Source organism: Nitrosomonas sp. (assembly GCA_016703745.1).
Taxonomy (GTDB): domain Bacteria; phylum Pseudomonadota; class Gammaproteobacteria; order Burkholderiales; family Nitrosomonadaceae; genus Nitrosomonas.
Genome location: JADJBK010000006.1, coordinates 1,284,001 through 1,303,451 on the forward strand (window position 1 = coordinate 1,284,001; position 19,451 = coordinate 1,303,451).

19 protein-coding genes, 2 pseudogenes and 1 other annotated feature are annotated in these 19,451 nt (G+C 48.1%); of the genes and pseudogenes, 17 read left to right on the forward strand and 4 right to left on the reverse strand.

The annotated features are described in order from the left end of the window. Window positions 1-300 precede the first annotated feature (300 nt). Entirely contained in the window at window positions 301-1,386 is a 1,086-nt protein-coding gene (locus tag IPG31_07140) for a hypothetical protein (protein MBK6618135.1), read from the forward strand. Between the two features lie 284 nt (window positions 1,387-1,670). Continuing rightward, window positions 1,671-2,861, forward strand: coding sequence for a tetraacyldisaccharide 4'-kinase (gene lpxK, locus IPG31_07145; protein ID MBK6618136.1), 1,191 nt, complete (start codon window positions 1,671-1,673; stop codon window positions 2,859-2,861). A 7-nt stretch (window positions 2,862-2,868) separates the two neighbouring features. Here the strand turns inward: lpxK and IPG31_07150 are convergent, their stop codons facing one another. The 3 genes and pseudogenes from IPG31_07150 to IPG31_07160 all read right to left on the reverse strand — a co-directional run bounded on the left by IPG31_07150 (window position 2,869) and on the right by IPG31_07160 (window position 5,695). Continuing rightward, the gene (locus IPG31_07150) at window positions 2,869-3,174 is read right to left on the reverse strand and encodes a hypothetical protein (GenBank protein ID MBK6618137.1); all 306 of its coding nucleotides are present in this window, start codon (window positions 3,172-3,174) and stop codon (window positions 2,869-2,871) included. Between the two features lie 68 nt (window positions 3,175-3,242). Continuing rightward, complete coding sequence (locus IPG31_07155; GenBank protein MBK6618138.1) at window positions 3,243-4,157, reverse strand: long-chain N-acyl amino acid synthase; 915 nt, start codon at window positions 4,155-4,157, stop codon at window positions 3,243-3,245. A 319-nt stretch (window positions 4,158-4,476) separates the two neighbouring features. Beyond that, window positions 4,477-5,695, reverse strand: a pseudogene (locus IPG31_07160) (IS3 family transposase). After that, window positions 5,301-5,417 (reverse strand) — a sequence feature (AL1L pseudoknot). Its footprint overlaps the pseudogene before it by 117 nt. Window positions 5,696-5,852: 157 nt before the next feature. On the opposite strand from IPG31_07160, the gene IPG31_07165 reads away from it, so the two are divergent. From IPG31_07165 to IPG31_07205, 9 genes are all read left to right on the forward strand, one after another. Then, complete coding sequence (locus tag IPG31_07165) at window positions 5,853-6,590, forward strand: DUF1538 domain-containing protein (protein MBK6618139.1); 738 nt, start codon at window positions 5,853-5,855, stop codon at window positions 6,588-6,590. Then, window positions 6,587-7,372: a DUF1538 domain-containing protein gene (locus tag IPG31_07170; protein ID MBK6618140.1), complete on the forward strand. Its 786-nt coding sequence runs from the start codon at window positions 6,587-6,589 to the stop codon at window positions 7,370-7,372. The genes IPG31_07165 and IPG31_07170 overlap by 4 nt, the downstream gene beginning before the upstream one ends. 44 nt (window positions 7,373-7,416) lie before the next feature. Next, the gene (locus tag IPG31_07175) at window positions 7,417-7,767 is read left to right on the forward strand and encodes a P-II family nitrogen regulator (GenBank protein MBK6618141.1); all 351 of its coding nucleotides are present in this window, start codon (window positions 7,417-7,419) and stop codon (window positions 7,765-7,767) included. Next, window positions 7,764-8,189: a CBS domain-containing protein gene (locus tag IPG31_07180; GenBank protein MBK6618142.1), complete on the forward strand. Its 426-nt coding sequence runs from the start codon at window positions 7,764-7,766 to the stop codon at window positions 8,187-8,189. Before IPG31_07175 ends, IPG31_07180 begins: the two co-directional genes overlap by 4 nt. Window positions 8,190-8,289: 100 nt before the next feature. Further along, window positions 8,290-10,887 (forward strand): leucine--tRNA ligase, encoded by a 2,598-nt coding sequence (locus tag IPG31_07185; GenBank protein ID MBK6618143.1) that lies wholly within the window; start codon window positions 8,290-8,292, stop codon window positions 10,885-10,887. Window positions 10,888-10,925: 38 nt separating this feature from the next. Next, complete coding sequence (locus tag IPG31_07190; GenBank protein MBK6618144.1) at window positions 10,926-11,429, forward strand: hypothetical protein; 504 nt, start codon at window positions 10,926-10,928, stop codon at window positions 11,427-11,429. After that, window positions 11,426-12,463 (forward strand): DNA polymerase III subunit delta, encoded by a 1,038-nt coding sequence (locus tag IPG31_07195; GenBank protein MBK6618145.1) that lies wholly within the window; start codon window positions 11,426-11,428, stop codon window positions 12,461-12,463. Before IPG31_07190 ends, IPG31_07195 begins: the two co-directional genes overlap by 4 nt. A 10-nt stretch (window positions 12,464-12,473) precedes the next feature. Beyond that, a complete protein-coding gene (locus IPG31_07200) occupies window positions 12,474-12,896 on the forward strand; it encodes an OsmC family protein (protein ID MBK6618146.1) in 423 nt (140 codons plus the stop codon). A gap of 225 nt (window positions 12,897-13,121) precedes the next feature. Further along, window positions 13,122-13,262, forward strand: a complete 141-nt coding sequence (locus IPG31_07205) for a hypothetical protein (GenBank protein MBK6618147.1) — start codon at window positions 13,122-13,124, stop codon at window positions 13,260-13,262. A 243-nt stretch (window positions 13,263-13,505) separates the two neighbouring features. Here IPG31_07205 and IPG31_07210 read toward each other — a convergent pair whose 3' ends face one another. Continuing rightward, the gene (locus IPG31_07210; protein MBK6618148.1) at window positions 13,506-14,312 is read right to left on the reverse strand and encodes a porin family protein; all 807 of its coding nucleotides are present in this window, start codon (window positions 14,310-14,312) and stop codon (window positions 13,506-13,508) included. Window positions 14,313-14,483: 171 nt separating this feature from the next. Between IPG31_07210 and IPG31_07215 the strand changes: the two genes are divergently transcribed. From IPG31_07215 to IPG31_07240, 6 genes and pseudogenes are all read left to right on the forward strand, one after another. Beyond that, the gene (locus IPG31_07215) at window positions 14,484-15,182 is read left to right on the forward strand and encodes a leucyl/phenylalanyl-tRNA--protein transferase (protein MBK6618149.1); all 699 of its coding nucleotides are present in this window, start codon (window positions 14,484-14,486) and stop codon (window positions 15,180-15,182) included. Between the two features lie 20 nt (window positions 15,183-15,202). Further along, the gene (locus IPG31_07220; protein MBK6618150.1) at window positions 15,203-15,601 is read left to right on the forward strand and encodes a hypothetical protein; all 399 of its coding nucleotides are present in this window, start codon (window positions 15,203-15,205) and stop codon (window positions 15,599-15,601) included. A 68-nt stretch (window positions 15,602-15,669) separates the two neighbouring features. Beyond that, window positions 15,670-16,554, forward strand: a complete 885-nt coding sequence (locus IPG31_07225; protein ID MBK6618151.1) for an IS21 family transposase — start codon at window positions 15,670-15,672, stop codon at window positions 16,552-16,554. Between the two features lie 49 nt (window positions 16,555-16,603). Then, on the forward strand, window positions 16,604-17,584 hold the full coding sequence (locus IPG31_07230; protein MBK6618152.1) for an IS5 family transposase: 981 nt from the start codon (window positions 16,604-16,606) through the stop codon (window positions 17,582-17,584). 108 nt (window positions 17,585-17,692) lie between these two features. Continuing rightward, window positions 17,693-18,388 (forward strand): hypothetical protein, encoded by a 696-nt coding sequence (locus IPG31_07235; GenBank protein ID MBK6618153.1) that lies wholly within the window; start codon window positions 17,693-17,695, stop codon window positions 18,386-18,388. Further along, window positions 18,367-19,103: pseudogene (locus tag IPG31_07240) on the forward strand (ATP-binding protein). Before IPG31_07235 ends, IPG31_07240 begins: the two are co-directional and overlap by 22 nt. The last annotated feature ends 348 nt before the right edge of the window (window positions 19,104-19,451 follow it).

Consider the following 19,451-nt stretch of genomic DNA (forward strand, 5'->3'; position numbering starts at 1 on the left):
TAAATCTAAGGAAATAGGACTATTCTCCCCCACTTTTTCGATCTATACCCTACCGGGGTCAGCAATATACTGTTTTTGCGTATTTAGTATTACTGTACGGTAGTTTTTAACCACCCATCAGCAAAAGCTTTGAGGCTACCGTCTTTGGGTAATTGCTTCCAAGTGCAGATTCTGTCGGAATATTTTTTGTGCTGTACAGCCTCTCTACTGGATACCCTTTACTTTTGTAACCGCTCGATAAATCCAGCGTCAGGAACTGACGATTATAAGTAGCATCTACGGCCAAACAAGGAGTACACGATGGGCAACGGAACTATCGTTGCATGCTTCAGTTCATTCAGTCTCGGCATGATGATCATCTTTGATCGCCTGATGATCGCGGATTGTTACAGGAACAAACCCGATCAAGCCTGGCTGGTCTCTGCATCATCAGGTTTCCTGTTAGGGACACTTGCCACTGGTGCTACCTGGCTGCTATACACCGCCTTCTCGCTAACTACACTTGCCGATCTTTTCAACAGCATGGTAGATCTCTTTTATCCCTATGGGATAGTAATGGTGGTGTGTGGCGCACTTTGTGTCCAGGTGACCTGTCATTACTTTCGTCTATTTATTCCCCAGGAAGGTGGAAAAATAAATGAAACCGCCATCGCCATGTGGCTGGCGACCACTCCTATATGGATATTCCTTGCACTGGTCATGATCCACTTGCTTGACCTTGATTTCTGGCTTCTCGGAAAACCGGAAGACGTCAATCTGACCAAGGAATTTGCCATCGTAGTTACCCTGTCAGTAGGATCCCTTATCTGGTTTGAGTCCGGTGATATGAAACAATCGACGCCACTCCTGGTTTCGTTGAAACGTAACACAGAAATTTTCAAGATGTTGTCGGCAATTGTTGCCTATACCGTCATCCTATCGTCAATATTACGTAATGAAGAAGTGATGACAACCAAAGAAGTGCTAGCTCTCCAGCCGTGCTTCTGGGCCGGATTCATTGCAGGAGTGCGTGTTCTGCTAAAAAAAGAGAATCGGGTCGATTTTTGTCATAACTGGGGTCGAATGAAGAAGTTTTTGATTCCAACCATCGTTGCGGAAATTATCGGTATGACCGTTTATTATTTTGAATTTTTTGCACTGAGCAAGGCTGATCCCACTCTCGTGAATCTAATTACCGGCGCTCATATCATTCTTGTCTTTATTTTTATTGCTTTCTTGGCAAAAGTCCGGCAACACATGGAACAAAACAATATACATCGCCTCTGGTGTCTCGGTCTGCGATTAACAAGTAAAAAACTACCGGAAACCAACATTACCCCACGCAAACTATTGTGGTTTGTAGTTACATTACTCTCTCTCTCTTGCGCCACCCTGTTGGCTGTTTGAACATGTAACGGTTAATACCACAGCAACAACCCCCATGAGTCGCGAAGAAATGTGAGCTCTCCTGTGTGGCAAAAATATAGAGTTACATTAGTCCTGAGATTGCCCGTCTGTCACTACCTGACTGGACAACCCTGATATATTGAACACCCCCCCAGAAATAAAGCACATTCAATCCTCACAATATGTCATTTCTGCTAACAGCTTTGCTCGTGAGTCTTGAGTAGTATGCAAATTTAGTGCTACATTGCCACAAGTGGTTCTTTGTTTCTACTGGAGAAAATTTTATGAACTGGTCTGAGCTGTACTGGCACCGCATCACACCGCTCCACTTGCTGCTGTGGCCGGCCAGCCTGCTCTATATAGTATTTCAGACAATCCGCCGCTATTTATACCGGCGAGCTATATTGACCGCCGTTAAGATTACGGTACCGGTTATCGTGATTGATAGTATCACTGCTAACAATACCGAAAAATCACCTATCCTGATCTGGGTAATCAATCTACTGAAAAGCTACGGTCTACGTCCTGCCATTATTGGTCGTGGTTATCCCGATAATTATCATCGGCCAATGGCAGTTACAAACGCGGGCAATGCCAGGTTGACTGGAGACGAGTCGCTACTGCTTTCCAATATGCTTCACCAATCCTGTCCAATATGGATTGGTTACGACCGTATCGAAGTAGCAAAAGCGCTGCTACAGACGCACCCAGAATGCAACGTTTTGGTATGTAATGACGGTTTGCAGGATTTACGCCTGCATCGTGATACCGAAGTTATTGTAGTCAACACTAATCATGTCAATTTCGGTAACGGCTTGATTATGCCAGCAGGTCCTCTACGCGACAGACTGTCCCGTCTGAAAAATGCAGATGCAGTGTTAACAGCGGAAAGCAGACAGCAAGTTCCTGATGTGGGTAGACGGGCCAGAGTATTCCGGTTTGATCTGCAGGAACAAAAATATGTCAACCTAATGCAGCCAATATTGGCTGCCAATATAAACGAATTAAATGAAAAGCGTATTTACGCCATAGCGACTGAAACGAATGCTCAGCGTTTTGTGGATAACTTGAAGTTCCTGAAAGCAGCTCTGACCATAAAAACCTTTCCTGCCGAGCACAAATTCACTCAAAAAGATTTTGAGCTCGATAATGTACAAATGATTCTAATGCCATGGGAGGATGCAGTAAAATGCCTGGGTATCAACGATGCGAGAATCTGGTACCCTTGGCAGGAATGCCAGATAGAACCCGGTTTGCGAGAAGTCATTTTACAGAGATTAAGAGAAAAATTTATGGATCCTAAACTGCTGGATATTCTTGTTTGTCCGCTCTGCAAAGGGCCGCTTATTTACAAGAAAGATAACCAGGAATTAATCTGCAAACCCGATCGTCTGGCTTATTCTATTCGGGACGGCATTCCCGTTATGCTCGAAGATGAAGCAAGAGCGATACCACCAGAAGAAGACATTAAATAACGAGGAGTTATAACCTGATACCGGTTTTGTGCGTAAGCTGCACCGGAAAACAAGTTTCCTCAGAATCACATTCTTCCAAGGTAACTTCAACCTTGTATTGGCCGATAGTCTGTTCAAGTTGAGCAAGCAGGCTGCTTTTTCGGCGCAACAGATGGTTACTGACAGCCGGATCCGGACATACGAGAAGATGAATTATTTCATCACAGCACTTGAAATTTTTGTAATCACCCAATAGCCAAACCTGAGCATTTGCGCCAAAAGCTTTCGTCACCGCCAACCGAACAATTTGAGCATAATTTTCAGTCAGTCTCATTATCAACTGCCTCCCGTGATGTCTTGTTATTCAGGAAAATTTTCCTGTCATGCCCACCTCCGCCAGATTCATTGTTCAGCAGCACTCCGAATTCCTGAATTGACAGCATGAAAGGGCATATCCAGTGGCTGGATTCCATCGCCAGATCGTCTTACTGTAGAGTGCATCTGAATAATCTTATTAAGCACTTGACTGGCTATTCGCGGGACAAGGAAGTGTGGGTAGATTAATTTACCCTTATCCTCTGGATTCAGCCCAGCGCGTTGCGCTATCTGATCTTTCATGTGATTCAGGTCGAGACCAAGCAGAATTGCGGGTGCATCGACGCGTGGACAAGTGCGCTGGTCACCAATTTGGTTGAATCCCAATGTACTCTTATAGAAGCGAACGTGGCGAGGATTGATTTCGATAAACGCAGCTTCAACGCCATGAAGGAAACGGGCATACAGATAAGCAATATGAAACAAAGCGGCAAAAATTTGCTTTGAGCTGGTATTGGGAGTGAAAGCAAGCTTGGATACCTCACATACATTTTTGCCTGCGTTACGAAAAGCATCAATTTCATTTTTATACAGCTGGTCAGCAAGCAGACCACTGTCTGAATCAATTGTCAACGTTAACGTACCCAGAAGTTGGTGATCGTTGCGGGCTTCAAAGGTGTACTGATTAGGACTATCTGAAAAAACAGAAGTACTCTCTGTCTGATAACCACGAGTGGCATACATGCGCTTGATGAGTGTGCTGGCTTTGATGCGCTGCTTGAAAGAACTGACCAGATGGATACTGAAGCCGGCGGTTTCCAGCAAGCAGTCTGTTTCAATCTTGGAGAGATGTTTATTGCTGGAATTTTCTGAAAGCCGATAGTTGAGATTCGACGGCTTTGGGTATGAAGGAAAACGATTTTTGAAGTAGGGGTTTTGATTTTGGTACGGAATTTCTTTCAGATTTAAGTTTGTGGCAGGCTTATTCGTTTCGATCTGCATAATGATTGACCCTCATGAATGTGTTCATATTGAAAATAAATTGATATAGAAAAATAAAACTGTACTTACTGATTAAAGCACAAATCATGCCATATTTTTATTACATACAAAACAATAGGTTGTGCATTTTCAAAAAGAAGGCACTTTCATAACTGTCGCCCGATAAGTGACAAAAACCACAGCAATTTATTAATCAATTGTTTTTAAACATATTTATGTGTCTCAAAAAAGAGACGATATTGTTTCATTTAGGTTGCGCACATTGATATCTTGTGTTAGCTGAATCGCCCCGGTTTTTCCGGAGACTATTTACCTTGAGTCAAACCGCAACGGCTGACTCTCTTGGTTGGCGATAATAGGCCATTTCAAATTCTGCCGGCGGAATATTTCCAATCGGCTCCAACAATCGGCGATTATTGAACCAATCTACCCATTCCAAGGTTGCAAACTCAACATCGTCGATATTGCGCCAGGGGCCGCGGTGCCGTATGACCTCGGTCTTGTATAATCCGTTAATTGTTTCGGCGAGTGCATTGTCATAAGAATCACCAACACTACCAACAGAAGCATCAATATTGGCTTGTATCAAGCGTTCCGTATAGCGAATCGACAAGTATTGACTACCGTGGTCGCTATGATGGACTAATCCCTTAATTTCGCGCCGTGCGCACAATGCCTGTTCCAATGCGTCGAGCACCAGATCGGTATGTAATGACCGGCTGACTCGCCAACCAACAATATACCGGGCAAAAACATCGGTAATAAAAGCTACATAAACAAATCCCATCCACGTTGCAACAAAGGTAATATCCGCTACCCACAATTGATTGGGCCGGGTCGCCACAAATTGTCGGTTAACCTTATCTGTTGGGCAGGCAAGTAAGTTATCTGCAATCGTTGTCCGGCACTTTTTACCACGCCTGGCGCCTTGTATCCCAAGTGTCTTCATCAATCGCTCGACGGTGCAACGCGCAGCGCTAATGCCTTCTCGCAACAATTGCCGCCATACTTTACGAACACCGTAAACCCGGAAGTTACTTTCCCAAACCTGCTGTATTTCGAGTGCCAGCTTCGTGTCCCGCCTGACGCGACCGGGCAATCGATCCGGATCTCTCTCCGCCTTTTGTGCTCATAATAAGTCGACGGGGCAATCTGTATTTGCTTACAGATCGGCTCGACCCCATATTCCACCTTATTTCTATCAACAAATAACATCATCATTTCGGTCGGCGGTCGAGCTCCGCCTGGGCAAAATAAGCGGATGCCTTCCGTAATATCTCGTTAGCCCGCTTTAATTCACGATTCTCCCGTTCCAATTCCTTGAGCCGCTCACGATCCGATGTCGACAACCCGCCTCGAATTCCTCGATCCGTCTCCGCTCTTCTTACCCATGCTCGCAATGTTTCCGCTGTGCAGCCAATCTTCGATGCGATCGATTTGATCGATGACCATTGCGATTCATGCTCTTTTTGCTGCTCGAATACCAACCTTACTGCTCGCTCCCGGACTTCCGGTGAATAACTAATTTGATTTTTCATATACTCCTCCTCTCAAATCATTTTATCTCCGGAAAACCCGGGGCGATTCAAGCAGCTGATTTACTGGTAAAAATATCGTGCCTGATGTTCTTCTACAGCTTCATTATTCAACCAGGTAACCGATATTTTTTAAAAAAGACAACCTCAAGAGACTATTTTGAAAGCCTCCATTTATGTGTTTCTGATTTCGTTATTACGCAGTGGAAGAGATTTACTGCCCATTGTTGGAGTCATCTCTTTGTTTCAATTATTTGTGCTGCAACAAGCGCCGCCTGATATTGCCAACCTGATATTTGGCAGTTTGCTGGTTGTCGTGGGGTTAACTTTGTTTATTTACGGCTTAGAAATGGGGTTGTTTCCAATTGGCGAGAGCATGGCGCATGCATTTGCCCAGAAGGGAAGTGTGCCGTGGTTGCTGGCATTTGCTTTTGCACTCGGTTTTGGTACCACAATAGCGGAGCCAGCCCTAATCGCAGTTACCGGTGAAGCTGGCGTAATGGCGGTACGAGCGGGTTTTGTTATAGATACGCCGCAAGCAGCTGAGGACTATGCCATGGGTTTACGTTTGACGGTTGCGCTGGCAGTGGGCACCGCAGTTGTTTTAGGCGTCATTCGTATCATCAAAGGCTGGCCGATTCATCATTTTATTATCGGAGGCTATCTACTGATCATTGTGATGACCTTATTTGCACCAGTAGAAATTATTGGTATTGCCTATGATTCTGGCGGGGTCACTACTTCTACCATTACCGTACCCCTGGTCACCGCATTGGGTGTGGGACTGGCTTCATCTATCCGTGGGCGGAATCCGATGGTGGATGGTTTTGGTATTATCGCTTTCGCATCATTAACACCCATCATTTTTGTTATGGCTTACGGGATAATTCTGTCATGACCTGGGCAGATACGATCCTGGAAACACTGGTGGCCACACTGGGTGATGTATTGCCAATTGCTTTGGCGCTGTTTGGTTTTCAGTTCTTTGTTTTGCGCCGCCCTATTGCAAACTTGCGACGGGTATTGTTTGGATTCCTGTTCGTACTGCTTGGTTTGACACTGTTCCTGGTAGGACTGGATCGTGCGTTATTTCCGATTGGCAGGCTAATGGCAACACAATTAACTACGCCCGAATTTCTACGCGGCAACCTACCGGAAGTTGCACTAGCCTGGACAGACTATTATTGGGTATTGATTTTCGCCTTTTTGATTGGTTTTGCCACCACGCTTGCTGAACCCGCCTTAATCGCGGTTGCGCTCAAGGCAGGCGAGGTATCCGGCGGGGCAATTCACCCAATCTCACTCCGACTGGCCGTGGCAATAGGAGTGGCACTGGGTATTACTGTGGGCGTATTTCGCATTATTACCGGGTTGCCAATTCAGTGGTTCATCGTTACCGCCTACATCATCGTGGTGTTACAAACCTGGTGCGCACCCAGAATAATTATCCCGCTTGCATTTGATTCAGGTGGCGTGGCAACCTCGACTGTTACGGTGCCAATTATCGCCGCATTGGGACTGGGCCTGGCCGAGGCGGTACCCGGACGCAACCCGCTGACAGACGGATTTGGTCTGATTGCTTTTGCTTGCCTCTTTCCAATTATGACCGTGATGGCCTATGCACAAATTGCCGAGTATCTCGCCAAACGGTTGAAAAGAAATGGCCAGCCCGATAAATGACGCCTATCATTCCGGTATTTTAAAATGAACAGATGGAGCAAGTTATGCATTTCAAGTTAATCATCACGTTTCTGGATGACTGCCAAACCGAACGGGTAATGGAGGCAGCGCGCAGGGCCGGCGCTACAGGCGCAACCATCATTTCCAGCGCGCGTGGCGAAGGCATGGACAGGGTCAAGACTTTTTTGGGTCTTTCCCTGGAAACGCAGCGTGATGTCGTCATGCTTCTGGTTGAAGAACATCTTTCCAGAGCCATCATGGAAACAATCGCGGAGGTGGGCCAGTTTGATGCGACAGCAGGTACGGGTATCGCTTTTCAGATCGATGTCGAAGACGCTGTGGGAGTAGCGCACCAGATTGAAAAACTGACAACTGTGATAGAGGAAAAAATATGACTACTGGTAAACCAGTGCGTGTTGGCAAAGTCATGCAGCACCATTTTGATCTTGTGGAGGGAATTGCCACCGTTGCTGATGCACTCAAAAATATGCGTTACCCGGATACCGGCGCGATGATTGTCAACAAACGGCACGTTGATGATGAATACGGTATCGTCATGCTGTCCGATATTGCCAGGAAGGTGCTGGCAAAAGACTGCTCCCCAACACGAATCAATATTTACGAAATCATGTCCAAACCGGTTCTGTCGGTATCAGCACAGATGGATATCCGCTATTGTGCACGTCTTTTCGACCGGTTTGGCCTGTCGCTGGCACCGGTCATTGAAAATGGTGAAGTCACTGGCATAGTCAGTTATAACAATATGGTGATCGAGGGCATGCTGGGTGAGTGGCTGCAGGATAAGCTCAAACGGTGAATTGTGCTATGACCAGGCTCAGCTGCACGGCAACAGCATTCAGAGCATTTCTTTCAAGCTATAATGCGCGTTTGAACGTTTCAGCCAACACACCCACTCCATGCAAGAAAAATACCAGCCTCAGGAAATAGAACCGGCCACTCAACGCTACTGGCAGGAAAAAGCGATCTTCAAGGTATCGGAAGACACAGACAGACCCAAATTCTATTGTTTGTCGATGTTTCCCTACCCTTCCGGCAAACTGCATATGGGGCATGTACGCAATTACACCATCGGCGATGTGTTATCCCGTTATCACCGAATGAAAGGTTATAACGTGCTCCAACCTATGGGCTGGGATGCTTTTGGGCTGCCAGCCGAGAATGCAGCCATCCAGCGCAGTGTGCCGCCCGCGCAGTGGACCTATGACAATATCGCCTACATGCGCAGCCAGCTGCAAAGTCTTGGATTGGGAATCGACTGGTCGCGCGAGATCGCAACCTGTCATCCTGCCTATTATCGCTGGAATCAATGGCTGTTTCTACGCATGCTGGAAAAAGGTATCGCCTATCAAAAGACGCAGATCGTTAACTGGGATCCGGTCGACCAGACGGTGCTGGCAAATGAGCAGGTTATTGACGGGCGCGGTTGGCGCACAGGCGCTCTGGTGGAAAAGCGCGAAATTCCGGGTTATTACCTGGCGATAACTCACTACGCAGACGAGTTGCTGTCCGACCTTGAAAAACTACCCGGCTGGCCGGAACGGGTTGGAATCATGCAGGCTAACTGGATAGGTAAAAGTTACGGCGCGGATATCATCTTTCCGCCAGATATGGTTTCCGGCATGCCACAGGCACTGAAGGTTTTCACAACCCGCGCAGACACCCTGATGGGCGCAACCTACGTAGCGATTGCCCCGGAACATCCTGTGGCTCTCCATGCGGCACAAACCAATCCAACACTAGGCGCTTTTATCGAAACTTGCAAACAAGGCGCGATAATCGAGGCCGAACTCGCCACCCAGGAAAAAACAGGCATGGCAACTGATTTTTTTGTCATACACCCACTGACAGGTGAGCGTTTACCGGTATGGATTGCCAATTATGTTCTGATGAGCTACGGCGAAGGTGCCGTCATGGCCGTGCCGGCACATGACGAGCGCGATTTTGAATTTGCCAGCCGTTATGGCCTGCCGATCAGAGCGGTAATTAGACCGTTACATGGTGAATTGAATCTGCCGCTGAATGAGGCCTTCACCTCATACGGCATCACCATGGATTCCGGAAAGTTTTCCAACCTGGAATCGCTGGCTGCAATCGATGCAGTTGCCGTCGCACTTGCTGAAAAAGAACTCGGTGAGAAGAAAATTCGTTATCGCCTGCGCGACTGGGGAATTTCACGGCAACGCTACTGGGGTTGTCCGATTCCGTTGATTCATTGCGATCAATGCGGGGTGGTGCCGGTGCCGGATGATCAGCTCCCGGTCATCCTGCCTGAAGATCTGGTGCCGGACGGTTCCGGTAATCCGTTGACGAAAACTGCGGCATTTTATGCATGCAGCTGCCCGCGCTGCGGCAACCCTGCTCGACGAGAAACAGACACGATGGATACCTTTGTCGACTCCTCATGGTATTTCATCCGTTATGCCTGTCCCGATCAGAACGGTGCAATGGTTGATCAGCGTGCCAACTATTGGTTGCCGGTTGACCAATATATAGGCGGTATCGAACATGCCATTCTGCATCTTCTCTACTCTCGCTTCTGGAGCAAGGTCATGCGTGATTTCGGTCTGATAAGCTTTGATGAGCCCTTCTCCAATTTACTTACGCAAGGAATGGTGCTCAATGAAATTTTTTCCCGCAAATCTAAAAACGGGCGTATCGAATACTATGCGCCTGCGGAAGTTGATGTCATCCACCAGGCGGATAGCAAAACTTACATTCTCCGCGCAGATGCTGAGCCAGTTGAGTTCGGAGGCGTGGGGACAATGTCCAAATCCAAAAATAATGGTGTCGATCCGCAAGGTATCGTCGATCAGTACGGTGCAGATACTGCCAGATTATTCATGATGTTTGCCAGCCCGCCCACACAGACGCTGGAATGGTCAGATGCCGGCGTAGAAGGCGCTTTCCGCTTTCTTAAACGCCTGTGGCGGCAGGTTTATCTGCATGTGCAGTCAGGCATGCTCGCACAGGAGAATAGCTCTCTACAGCACTCACTTCCAGACGGGCTGAAGTCACTACGTTGTCAGCTTCACCAGACTATTGTCAAGGTAACAGATGATCTGGAGCGACGACATACTTTTAACACCGCAATTGCTGCCGTGATGGAACTTATCAATGAGCTGGCAAAACTACCGGAAAATGATCTATCGGCGCGTAAACTGATGCAGGAATCGCTTGAAGTCGTTTTACTACTGCTCTCACCCATCGTACCGCATATTTGCCATACTCTCTGGCGGGAACTCAGACCAGACACAGAATTACTTGATCAGCCATGGCCACAGGCAGATGAGCAGGCACTGGTGCAAGATGAGGTCACGCTGGTAGTGCAAGTCAACGGCAAGCTACGCAGTCGTATCCAGGTCGCCAGAGAAGCTGATCGAACAACCATTGAACATGCTGCCATGGCAGATGAGCCTGTTCAAAAAATGATTGTCGGCCAATCTATCAAAAAAATAGTGATCGTCCCTGGCAAACTGGTAAACATCGTAATTTAATCGATATGCTGAGTCTACTGTCACCTGCGTTGCGATCCATGTTGACCCGCCTGTTGGCGATATCTTTATTTTTTTGCTTAACTGCTTGTGGCTTTCAGCTTCGCGGGCAAGTGACTGACCTGCCTTATGAGCGGGTTTATGTGACAGCACCAGTTGGGTTAACAATTGGCGCGGATGTTAAACGTGCACTCAGTACACATACCCAGGTAAAAATCGTTGAACACATTGAGAAGGCTGAAATCGTGCTGCAAATTGTGCATGCCATCAATGAAAAAAGAATCTTGTCACTTTCTGCGGGTGGACGGGTACGTGAATTTGAGCTGGGTTATCGGGTAGCTGTCCGCCTGCTCGATCCTGCCGGAAATGAGCTGGCCATGCTGCGAGAAATCAACTTGACACGCATTCTTCCCTTTCTGGATGCACAGGTGCTCGCCAAAGTGGCAGAGGAAGAGATGTTGTATCGCGATATGCAGCGTGATGCAGTACAGCAGATTCTGCGACAAGTATCAGCAGCTAACTCTGCGGCTAAGCCACTTCAATGAGACTCTCTCCAGATCAGCTTACCGATCAGCTCAAGCAAGCGATAGCGCCTCTTTACGTGGTGATGGGTGGTGAACTGTTACTGACTATGGAGACGTCTGACGAGATCCGCTTACACGCAAGTAAACAAGGTTATGTGAATCGCGAAGTCATGACAGTCGACCAACATTTTGTCTGGGCAAAATTACAACAATGGGGTCGCCAGTCTTCATTGTTTGGTAATCGCCGCTTGCTTGATATCCGCATCCCGACCGGAAAACCCGGTAGAGAAGGCAGTACTGCCCTGGAAGCATTCAGCCAACGCTTGCCAGCTGAAACAGTCACCGTGGTTTTACTTCCCTGGCTGGATCAGCAAAGCCAGAATAGCAAATGGTTCAAGGCACTGGAACAGACCGGATATCTCATCATGATTCCGGCGATCAAGCGTGAACAACTTGCTGCCTGGATTGAGAAACGCCTGCGCTGTCAGAATCAGCACGCCAACCGGAATACGCTGCAGTTTTTCGTAGACAAGGTAGAAGGCAACCTGCTCGCTGCTCACCAGGAAATCCAGAAACTGGCTTTACTTTATCCACAGGGAGAATTGTCATTCGACGAGATCAAAACCACCCTCCTCGATGTAGCGCGTTACGATGTTACCCAACTGGCAGAAGCGATGATGCATGCTGATGTTGCCCGATTTTCCCATATCCTGTGGAATTTGCGGGCAGAAGGTGTAGCTTCCCCCTATATTCTGGCTGTACTGGCGGAGGAGATTCGTTTATTGCTCAAGCTGCATACGGCGCTCAATATCGATCGAAATACACCCCTTGCTCAGATTATGAAAACACTACGCATCTGGCCGTCCAGACAAAAACCGATTGCTGCTGCATTCAAGCGTATTGATCTGAAGTTACTGTTGAATGCTCTCCGCCAGGCAGCCAATATCGATCGGATCATCAAGGGAATGGAAGCAGGCGATGAATGGCAGGAACTTCTAAACTTAGGCACCGCATTAGTTGCCACTGATAAATACTATCCATCAACTCGACAATAGCAGGAAACCAATGAAAGCAAAAATCACCTTACGTGAAGGCGTCAGTTTTCTGGGAGAAACGGATAGTGGTCACGCTGTATTAATGGATGGCGCACCAGAAGCAGGTGGCAAAAATTTGGGACCGCGTCCGATGGAAATGATTTTGCTTGGACTCGGTGGATGCACGGCGTTTGATGTTGTCCTGATTTTACGCAAAAGCCGTCAGCTAATAACAGATTGTCAGGTGTACATAGAATCACAACGTGCGATGGTTGATCCCAAGGTTTTCACCCAAATCCATCTGCATTTTATTGTTACCGGGAAAGAATTGAATCCGCAACAGGTTGAGCGCGCCATCAACCTTTCCGCAGAGAAGTACTGCTCTGCTTCAATGATGTTGAAGAATACCGTCAAGATAACGCATGACTATGAAATAGTGACCCACTCTGGGTAAAGTTACCGAGCAAAATTACAATTCCTGCTTTCTTTTGAAGACCAACTTTCTTATAATTCGCAACTGATGCCACCAATCTATCGATTAAATTGCTGGACAATCGATTTTAATTCTGGTATCAATATAGAGGTCTTGCGCAATATGAAGACTTGGTAGTGTCAAAGTAATATTTATAACGATAACGATATATTTAGTGTTCATTGAAATTAATTATAGGAGGTCAAAATGAGACTTTTGTTTATTTTCGCTGCATTAATGGTGACTCTGTCACTGACTGCTTGTATGGCTGAAAAACCTGCTCAGTATCCACCTAGTGCACTGATGGAACGTGATTCCATGCCAGATCAAACTGATGACGATAAATGAGAATTAATACATGATGCATCAAATTGAGACCGCCCTTCAGGGGCGGTTTTTTTATGCTTAGTATGTTCAATATGGACGCACACAAAAAAACACCTCGCAAAATTGACCGCGAGGTGTAAAGGCTTCGTCACAAAATCTGTATCAGACGCGCCGACTTTGTCCGAAACTTGAGGAGAGAAACGTCACTACTCACAACAGGCGGTAAGAAGCTTCTTACCGCCTTCCTGCCACAAATTATTCAAATTAAAAACCCAATCCCAAATAGCCACCAACCGTAAATCCATCTATTTTAACGCCATCCAATCTCCCAGAAGTCAGGTGATAGCGGGCATCCACGCCAAGAAACACCGCTTTCCAGATATTGTAATCAGCGCCCGCAGCAAACATGACACTCGGCTGTAAGACGGTAATAGATTCAGATGGCGGACTGATTACATGAATCGCTAACCCGGCCGGGATAATCCATGGCCGAAAGCGGCTGCCTTCCATAAACTTGATCTTGGGTGAAGCTGTCAACGTGAACATATCCACGGTCACGCCATTGGGATTCAATGCACCACCCGCAAGCTGCGTTGGCGAATTGGCCAACGCACTACCCCCAACCTTTCCAAATTGCTTGTATTCAAACATCAGCTCGGCAAATACACTGGTTCCCGGCATCAGATCCCAGACATTATCGGTCAGGTTAAAATCAAATCCCGCACCTATGTACCATGCATTTCGGTCTGCCTGTTCTTGCGCACCAACTGGAGCCACGCTGCTTTGAATAGAAACACCATTGCGCAGATTGTTGCTACGCGCATATCCCCCTCGAAAAAAAACCATATGCTTGCCCCCGGCCGCTACTGGTGCCCGGGTTGCTGCAGACTGCTCCAATGCCCTTACCTTTTGCGCATCCTGCACCGCATTGGATTTGATCCGGTCCAATTCACCACGCACCGTTTGGAGCTGTTGCTCCATAATTTTGATCTGTTCTTCCAGTGCATTTGTCGAACTGGCTTGTGCCATTGCCTGCGAAGAAGCCATAGTTAACAGCAGGGTAACTGCCATACCGAAAGGAATTATTTTTTTATTAATATAATGATGACTCACCTGACCCTCCAATTTTATTTATCAAAATCCATCTACTGCTTGGCGGATAATATGGATTCTCCATGCTTTGCTGCTTGACCCAGATCAAGATATTGTCATTTTTTTGTTTATTACCAACCTTTGCTTACCATGATTCCCTTTTTGTTGCCCCATTCCCCCTTTCCGCCTCTGCAACAAGCTTTACGGGAACCCAACGGCCTGCTTGCCGCAGGCGGGGATTTATCCACACGGCGATTGCTGGCCGCCTATAGAAAAGGAATTTTTCCGTGGTTCAATGCAGGCGAGCCTATTCTGTGGTGGAGCCCAGATCCGCGCATGATAATGTTCCCTTCCGATATCAGGATTACCCGCTCACTTCACAAGACCTTGAAACAACATCGTTATGTGGTTCGTGCTGACCGTGATTTCAGTGCGGTTATGCATGCCTGCGCCGCACCTCGTCATGGGCAGAACGGCACCTGGATTCACCCGGAAATGATTGCAGCCTACGAAAACCTGCATGAAGAGGGATTATGTCATTCAATAGAAACCTGGCTGGATGATGAGTTGGTAGGAGGGCTATATGGAATCGCTCTAGGTAGGGTATTTTTTGGAGAATCGATGTTTTCAAGAGTCAATGATGCCTCCAAAATTGCTCTGGTTTACCTGGCCAGACAACTTCAAGAATGGAATTTCGGATTAATTGACTGCCAAATGAAAACACCCCATCTCATCTCGATGGGCGCCGTCGAAATCCCCAGACAGGCGTTCGCCGATCTGATTGCCACTTGGGTTGAGTTGCCAAATCGACAGGGGAAATGGAATTTTGACTATACTTATCCCCAATAATACCTGGTGCAGAAGCAACTATGGATTTTCACCTTACCGAGCATTACCCGTGCAGTTATCTGCCCGACAGGCTTGCACGTTCACGAATCGTGGTGCCGCATAATGTGCCTGAACCCCTCGTTTACGCGCATCTGATCAAGCGGGGATACCGTCGCAGTGGCTTTTTCATCTATCGACCAGAATGCGGTCAATGCCAGTCCTGTGTACCGGTAAGAGTACCTGTTCAACAATTCTGTACAAACCGTACACAGCGCCGGGCAGGGAAACAGCACCAGCATCTGTTGGCAGCATGGCATCCGCTCCATTTCAATCCGGCACATCTCGAACTGTATCAACGCTATCAACATGCCCGCCATACCGGTGGTGACATGGAAAGGGATGATCATGCTATTAGACGACAATTAACCTGTCCGGTCTGACGACAATTATCTTGACCGGTTGAGTGAAAGTATCAGTATGAGTTCTTTTCTATATAAGGAGAAAGAACTTGCCTGGAAAACATATCACTCATCAACAGGAAGCTATTTATATGAAGAATCGTCAGATAGGGCATGGTCAGGAGACAGCGGCTGCGAAAGCGGGGGTAAGTATCCGCAGTGGCCGCAGGATTGAGAAGGGTGTGCGGGTGGAGAAGTCGCAACGGCAGTGGCGCACGCGCCAGGATCCTTTTGAGCTGGTTTGGGAGACCGAATTGATTCCATTGCTGCACGGGGAACCTGAACTGACCGGGACTACGCTTTGGGAGTACCTGGATGATCGATATCCCGGCCAATACCCGGAGAAATTGCTCAGAAGCTTGCAGCGCCGTGTAAAACACTGGCGGGCAACGCAAGGTCCCGGTAAGGCGGTCATGTTTTGCCAGTCGGTGCCTGCCGGGCACCAGGGGTTGTCCGATTTTACCCGGCCGCGCACGGCAATCACGATTGCAGGCAAACCATTTGATCACCTGCTGTATCAGTTTCGTCTGGCTTATAGTCATTGGCGCGCGGTTCATATCATCCGGGGCGGGGAAAGTTATAGTGCGTTGGCCGATGGTTTGCAGACCGCCTTGCATAAACTGGGCGGCGTGCCCAGGGAACATCGCACCGACAGCCTGAGTGCCGCATACGTCAATGCGAGCCAAAAACAAGAACTCACGCAATCTTATGCGGCGCTGTGTCAACACTATGGCATGAAGCCTACGGTCAATAACCTGGGCGTCAGCCATGAAAATGGCGCCGTAGAAAATGCCCATGGTTCGCTCAAACACCGGATTGAGCAGGCGATCAAACTGCGGGGATCTGCGGATTTCGAAAGTGTGGGCGCCTACCGCCGTTTTCTTGAACGGATCGTCGATAAGGAACCTCTGATTAATTCCCCGCAAGTAATATAATTCTGCATCAAACTTTTTCGAGAAGCTATTCATGAAACCTTACCAACAGATGAGTTTTGCTGATGCCGAATACGCCAATAAGGGCAAAGTCACGCGCCGCGAGAAGTTTCTCGATCAACTTGATGGATTATTGCCTTGGCAGGCTATGATTGATGTTATTGAACCACACTATGCGCCAGGCAATGGGCGTGGCCGCAAACCATTTGCCTTGGAATTGATGCTGCGCGCGCATGTTGCGCAAATTATCTACAACTATTCCGATCCGGGCATGGAAGATGCGCTGTATGAGATTGAATCACTGCGCCGTTTTTGCGGCATTCGTCTGGAAGCCGTGCCGGATGAAAGCACCATTTTGCAATTTCGGCATTTACTGGAAAAACACGGGTTAATGGATCAGATCTTCCAGGTCATCAACCAAACGCTGGGTGAGCGTGGGTTGTTCTTGAAAGCCGGCACCATCGTCGATGCCAGCCTGATTGCCGCGCCGACTTCAACCAAAAATAAGAGCCGGTCGCGTGATCCAGAAATGCATTCCAGCAAAAAGGGCAATCAATGGTTTTTCGGCAGCAAGTTTCATATCGGCGTCGATCATGAAACCGGGTTGGTGCATACGCTCAAAGTAACCTCGGGGCATGTCAGCGACGTTGCCGAAGCCGCCGCCCTGCTGCATGGCGAGGAACAGTTTGTTCATGGCGATGCCGGATATCAGGGGCTGGATAAACGCCCGGAGATGCCGGCGGAAAGCCCTCCAGCCTGCGTGATCGCGATGCGTCCGGGCAAACTGGCCAGGCTCACGAAAGACGATTCCGGGGCGGCTCAACTACTGCGCGGTGCCGCCCGTGAGCTGGCGAAACGCCGCGCCAAAGTCGAACACGTGTTTCGGGATATCAAAATCCGCTTTGGGTATGCTAAAAATCGCTATCGCGGCCTGGCCAAAAATGCGGCCCGTTTGACCTTCCTGACAGCCATTGCCAACGTCATCCGTGGTGACGCCTATGAACGTCGACGCCTTGTTGCGTCTGAAATTTGAAAACAAGCCAGTAAATGGACTTGTTTCCAGAGAGAAATAGCTGTTTTCATAAAAATCAGCGTCACTATTTGAAAATAGTGGCTAGTTTTTGAGTGACTGCCGTTCAGAATGTTTGTTTTTCAGAGGTTCCATAAGCTCAATCTGCGCTGCAGGGGGCGATTGGCGGAAGAGCAATCGCATCTCCAGCCACTGCCACGCTACCGCTTCATGGACTTCAGTGAACTGACCGTCAAAGTGACCACCAGTAGCACCATAGCGGTCAAACGGGGACTCTACAGTGTGCCATCCAGACTCATTGGCGAGAACATCCGGGTTCATCTCTATCACGATCGTCTGGAATGCTTTGTCGGCCAAACACCAGTCATTACCTTACCGCGCGCGTATCCGAAAGCGCCAGAAGGACGCGCCCGGCGCATCGATTACCGTCATGTGATTCATGCATTGGCGGCAAAGCCACAAGCCTTTCGCTTTTCCCGGCTGCGGGATGATCTGTTGCCAACGCCACAGTATCACCAGCTGTGGGCGCGGGTACAACAACAATTTGATCCCGGACTCGCTTGCAAATGGATGGTATCGGTGCTGCGTTTTGCCTACGACTATGATTGCGAGAGCCAGTTGGCCGCTGAATTGTTGCAACAACATCCGCTACCTGAACTGCAAACACTGCAAAAGCGATTTCTGCGGCAGCATGCGCCACAGCCGGACATCCCAATTAAACAACACACTGCGGATACCTACGATCAGCTCCTCAGCGGAAACTGGGCAACGCAAGGAGGCAGCTCATGTCTGAATCGCTCCCACTGATGCTCAAGGAACTCAGACTCCCTGCCTTTGGCCAGCATTACCGGCACTTCCAGGATCAAGCCGCAGAACACGCCTGGAGCTACAGCCAATATCTCGCCGCCCTGTGCGAACAGGAAGTCGCCCAGCGCTTCCAAAGCAGAATCAGCAACTGGACGCATGAAGCCAAACTACCGCGCGGCAAAAGCTTTGCCACTCTGGCGCTGACCGAACTGCCTCAAGCCGCTCAGAAAAAATCATCACGCTGCGCGACAATACCTACTGGGCGAGCCAGGCAGACAATGTGTTGCTGATCGGTCCCTCCGGTGTCGGCAAATCACATGTGGCGGCAGCATTGGGGTTGCATTTGATTGAACAAGGCATCCGCGTCAAGTGGATATCAGCTACCGCACTCGTTCAACTCCTGCAGCAAGCCAGGAAAGAACTGGACTTGATGTCCGCCATGACGCGGCTGGATAAATATCGTGTACTGATCGTTGATGATATCGGCTATGTCAAAAAGACCGATTCGGAAACACAAGTATTGTTTGACTTCATTGCCCATCGCTATGAAAGCGGAAGTCTCATCATTACTTCAAACCAGCCTTTTAGCCAGTGGGATCAAATCTTCCCCGACACCATGATGACTGTTGCCGCCATCGACCGGATCATCCATCACGCAACCATCATCGAAATCGACAGTGAAAGTTATAGGAGGAAAAACCAGAAAAAATCATGAAGTAGCTAATAAACTCAACCGGCCATCATAATTGTCGTCAAAGCGGCCAAGATAATTGACGCGAGACAGCCCCCTTTGTTTTTCTGAAAGATACAAGGGAATAGAACAGTACGCACCGTTGAGGTGAAGCACGAACCCCAACACGACAACCATTCAATCACCAGCCAACCACAATAGCAAGGCGAATAATAGGGGGCTGACCCCTTTTCCTCTCTTAATTCTTTAATTGCCTTTAATTGAATTCTCCGGCTACAGATTTACCGAATTATTCTTCCGACAATTTATAAACTGCGAAGAGCAACACCGCCGCTGTCAATATGACAATGCCGATAATCGCCAACAAACCCA

Coding starts and splice junctions, on each gene's coding strand:
- IPG31_07230 (MBK6618152.1), top strand. CDS start 16,604: ATGAGTTTTGCTGATGCCGAATACGCCAATAAGGGCAAAGTCACGCGC.
- IPG31_07140 (MBK6618135.1), top strand. CDS start 301: ATGGGCAACGGAACTATCGTTGCATGCTTCAGTTCATTCAGTCTCGGC.
- IPG31_07190 (MBK6618144.1), top strand. CDS start 10,926: ATGTTGACCCGCCTGTTGGCGATATCTTTATTTTTTTGCTTAACTGCT.
- IPG31_07200 (MBK6618146.1), top strand. CDS start 12,474: ATGAAAGCAAAAATCACCTTACGTGAAGGCGTCAGTTTTCTGGGAGAA.
- IPG31_07235 (MBK6618153.1), top strand. CDS start 17,693: ATGTTTGTTTTTCAGAGGTTCCATAAGCTCAATCTGCGCTGCAGGGGG.
- IPG31_07195 (MBK6618145.1), top strand. CDS start 11,426: ATGAGACTCTCTCCAGATCAGCTTACCGATCAGCTCAAGCAAGCGATA.
- IPG31_07170 (MBK6618140.1), top strand. CDS start 6,587: ATGACCTGGGCAGATACGATCCTGGAAACACTGGTGGCCACACTGGGT.
- IPG31_07210 (MBK6618148.1), bottom strand. CDS start 14,312: ATGGCAGTTACCCTGCTGTTAACTATGGCTTCTTCGCAGGCAATGGCA.
- IPG31_07150 (MBK6618137.1), bottom strand. CDS start 3,174: ATGAGACTGACTGAAAATTATGCTCAAATTGTTCGGTTGGCGGTGACG.
- IPG31_07180 (MBK6618142.1), top strand. CDS start 7,764: ATGACTACTGGTAAACCAGTGCGTGTTGGCAAAGTCATGCAGCACCAT.
- IPG31_07175 (MBK6618141.1), top strand. CDS start 7,417: ATGCATTTCAAGTTAATCATCACGTTTCTGGATGACTGCCAAACCGAA.
- IPG31_07205 (MBK6618147.1), top strand. CDS start 13,122: ATGAGACTTTTGTTTATTTTCGCTGCATTAATGGTGACTCTGTCACTG.
- IPG31_07215 (MBK6618149.1), top strand. CDS start 14,484: ATGATTCCCTTTTTGTTGCCCCATTCCCCCTTTCCGCCTCTGCAACAA.
- IPG31_07185 (MBK6618143.1), top strand. CDS start 8,290: ATGCAAGAAAAATACCAGCCTCAGGAAATAGAACCGGCCACTCAACGC.
- IPG31_07155 (MBK6618138.1), bottom strand. CDS start 4,157: ATGCAGATCGAAACGAATAAGCCTGCCACAAACTTAAATCTGAAAGAA.
- lpxK (MBK6618136.1), top strand. CDS start 1,671: ATGAACTGGTCTGAGCTGTACTGGCACCGCATCACACCGCTCCACTTG.
- IPG31_07220 (MBK6618150.1), top strand. CDS start 15,203: ATGGATTTTCACCTTACCGAGCATTACCCGTGCAGTTATCTGCCCGAC.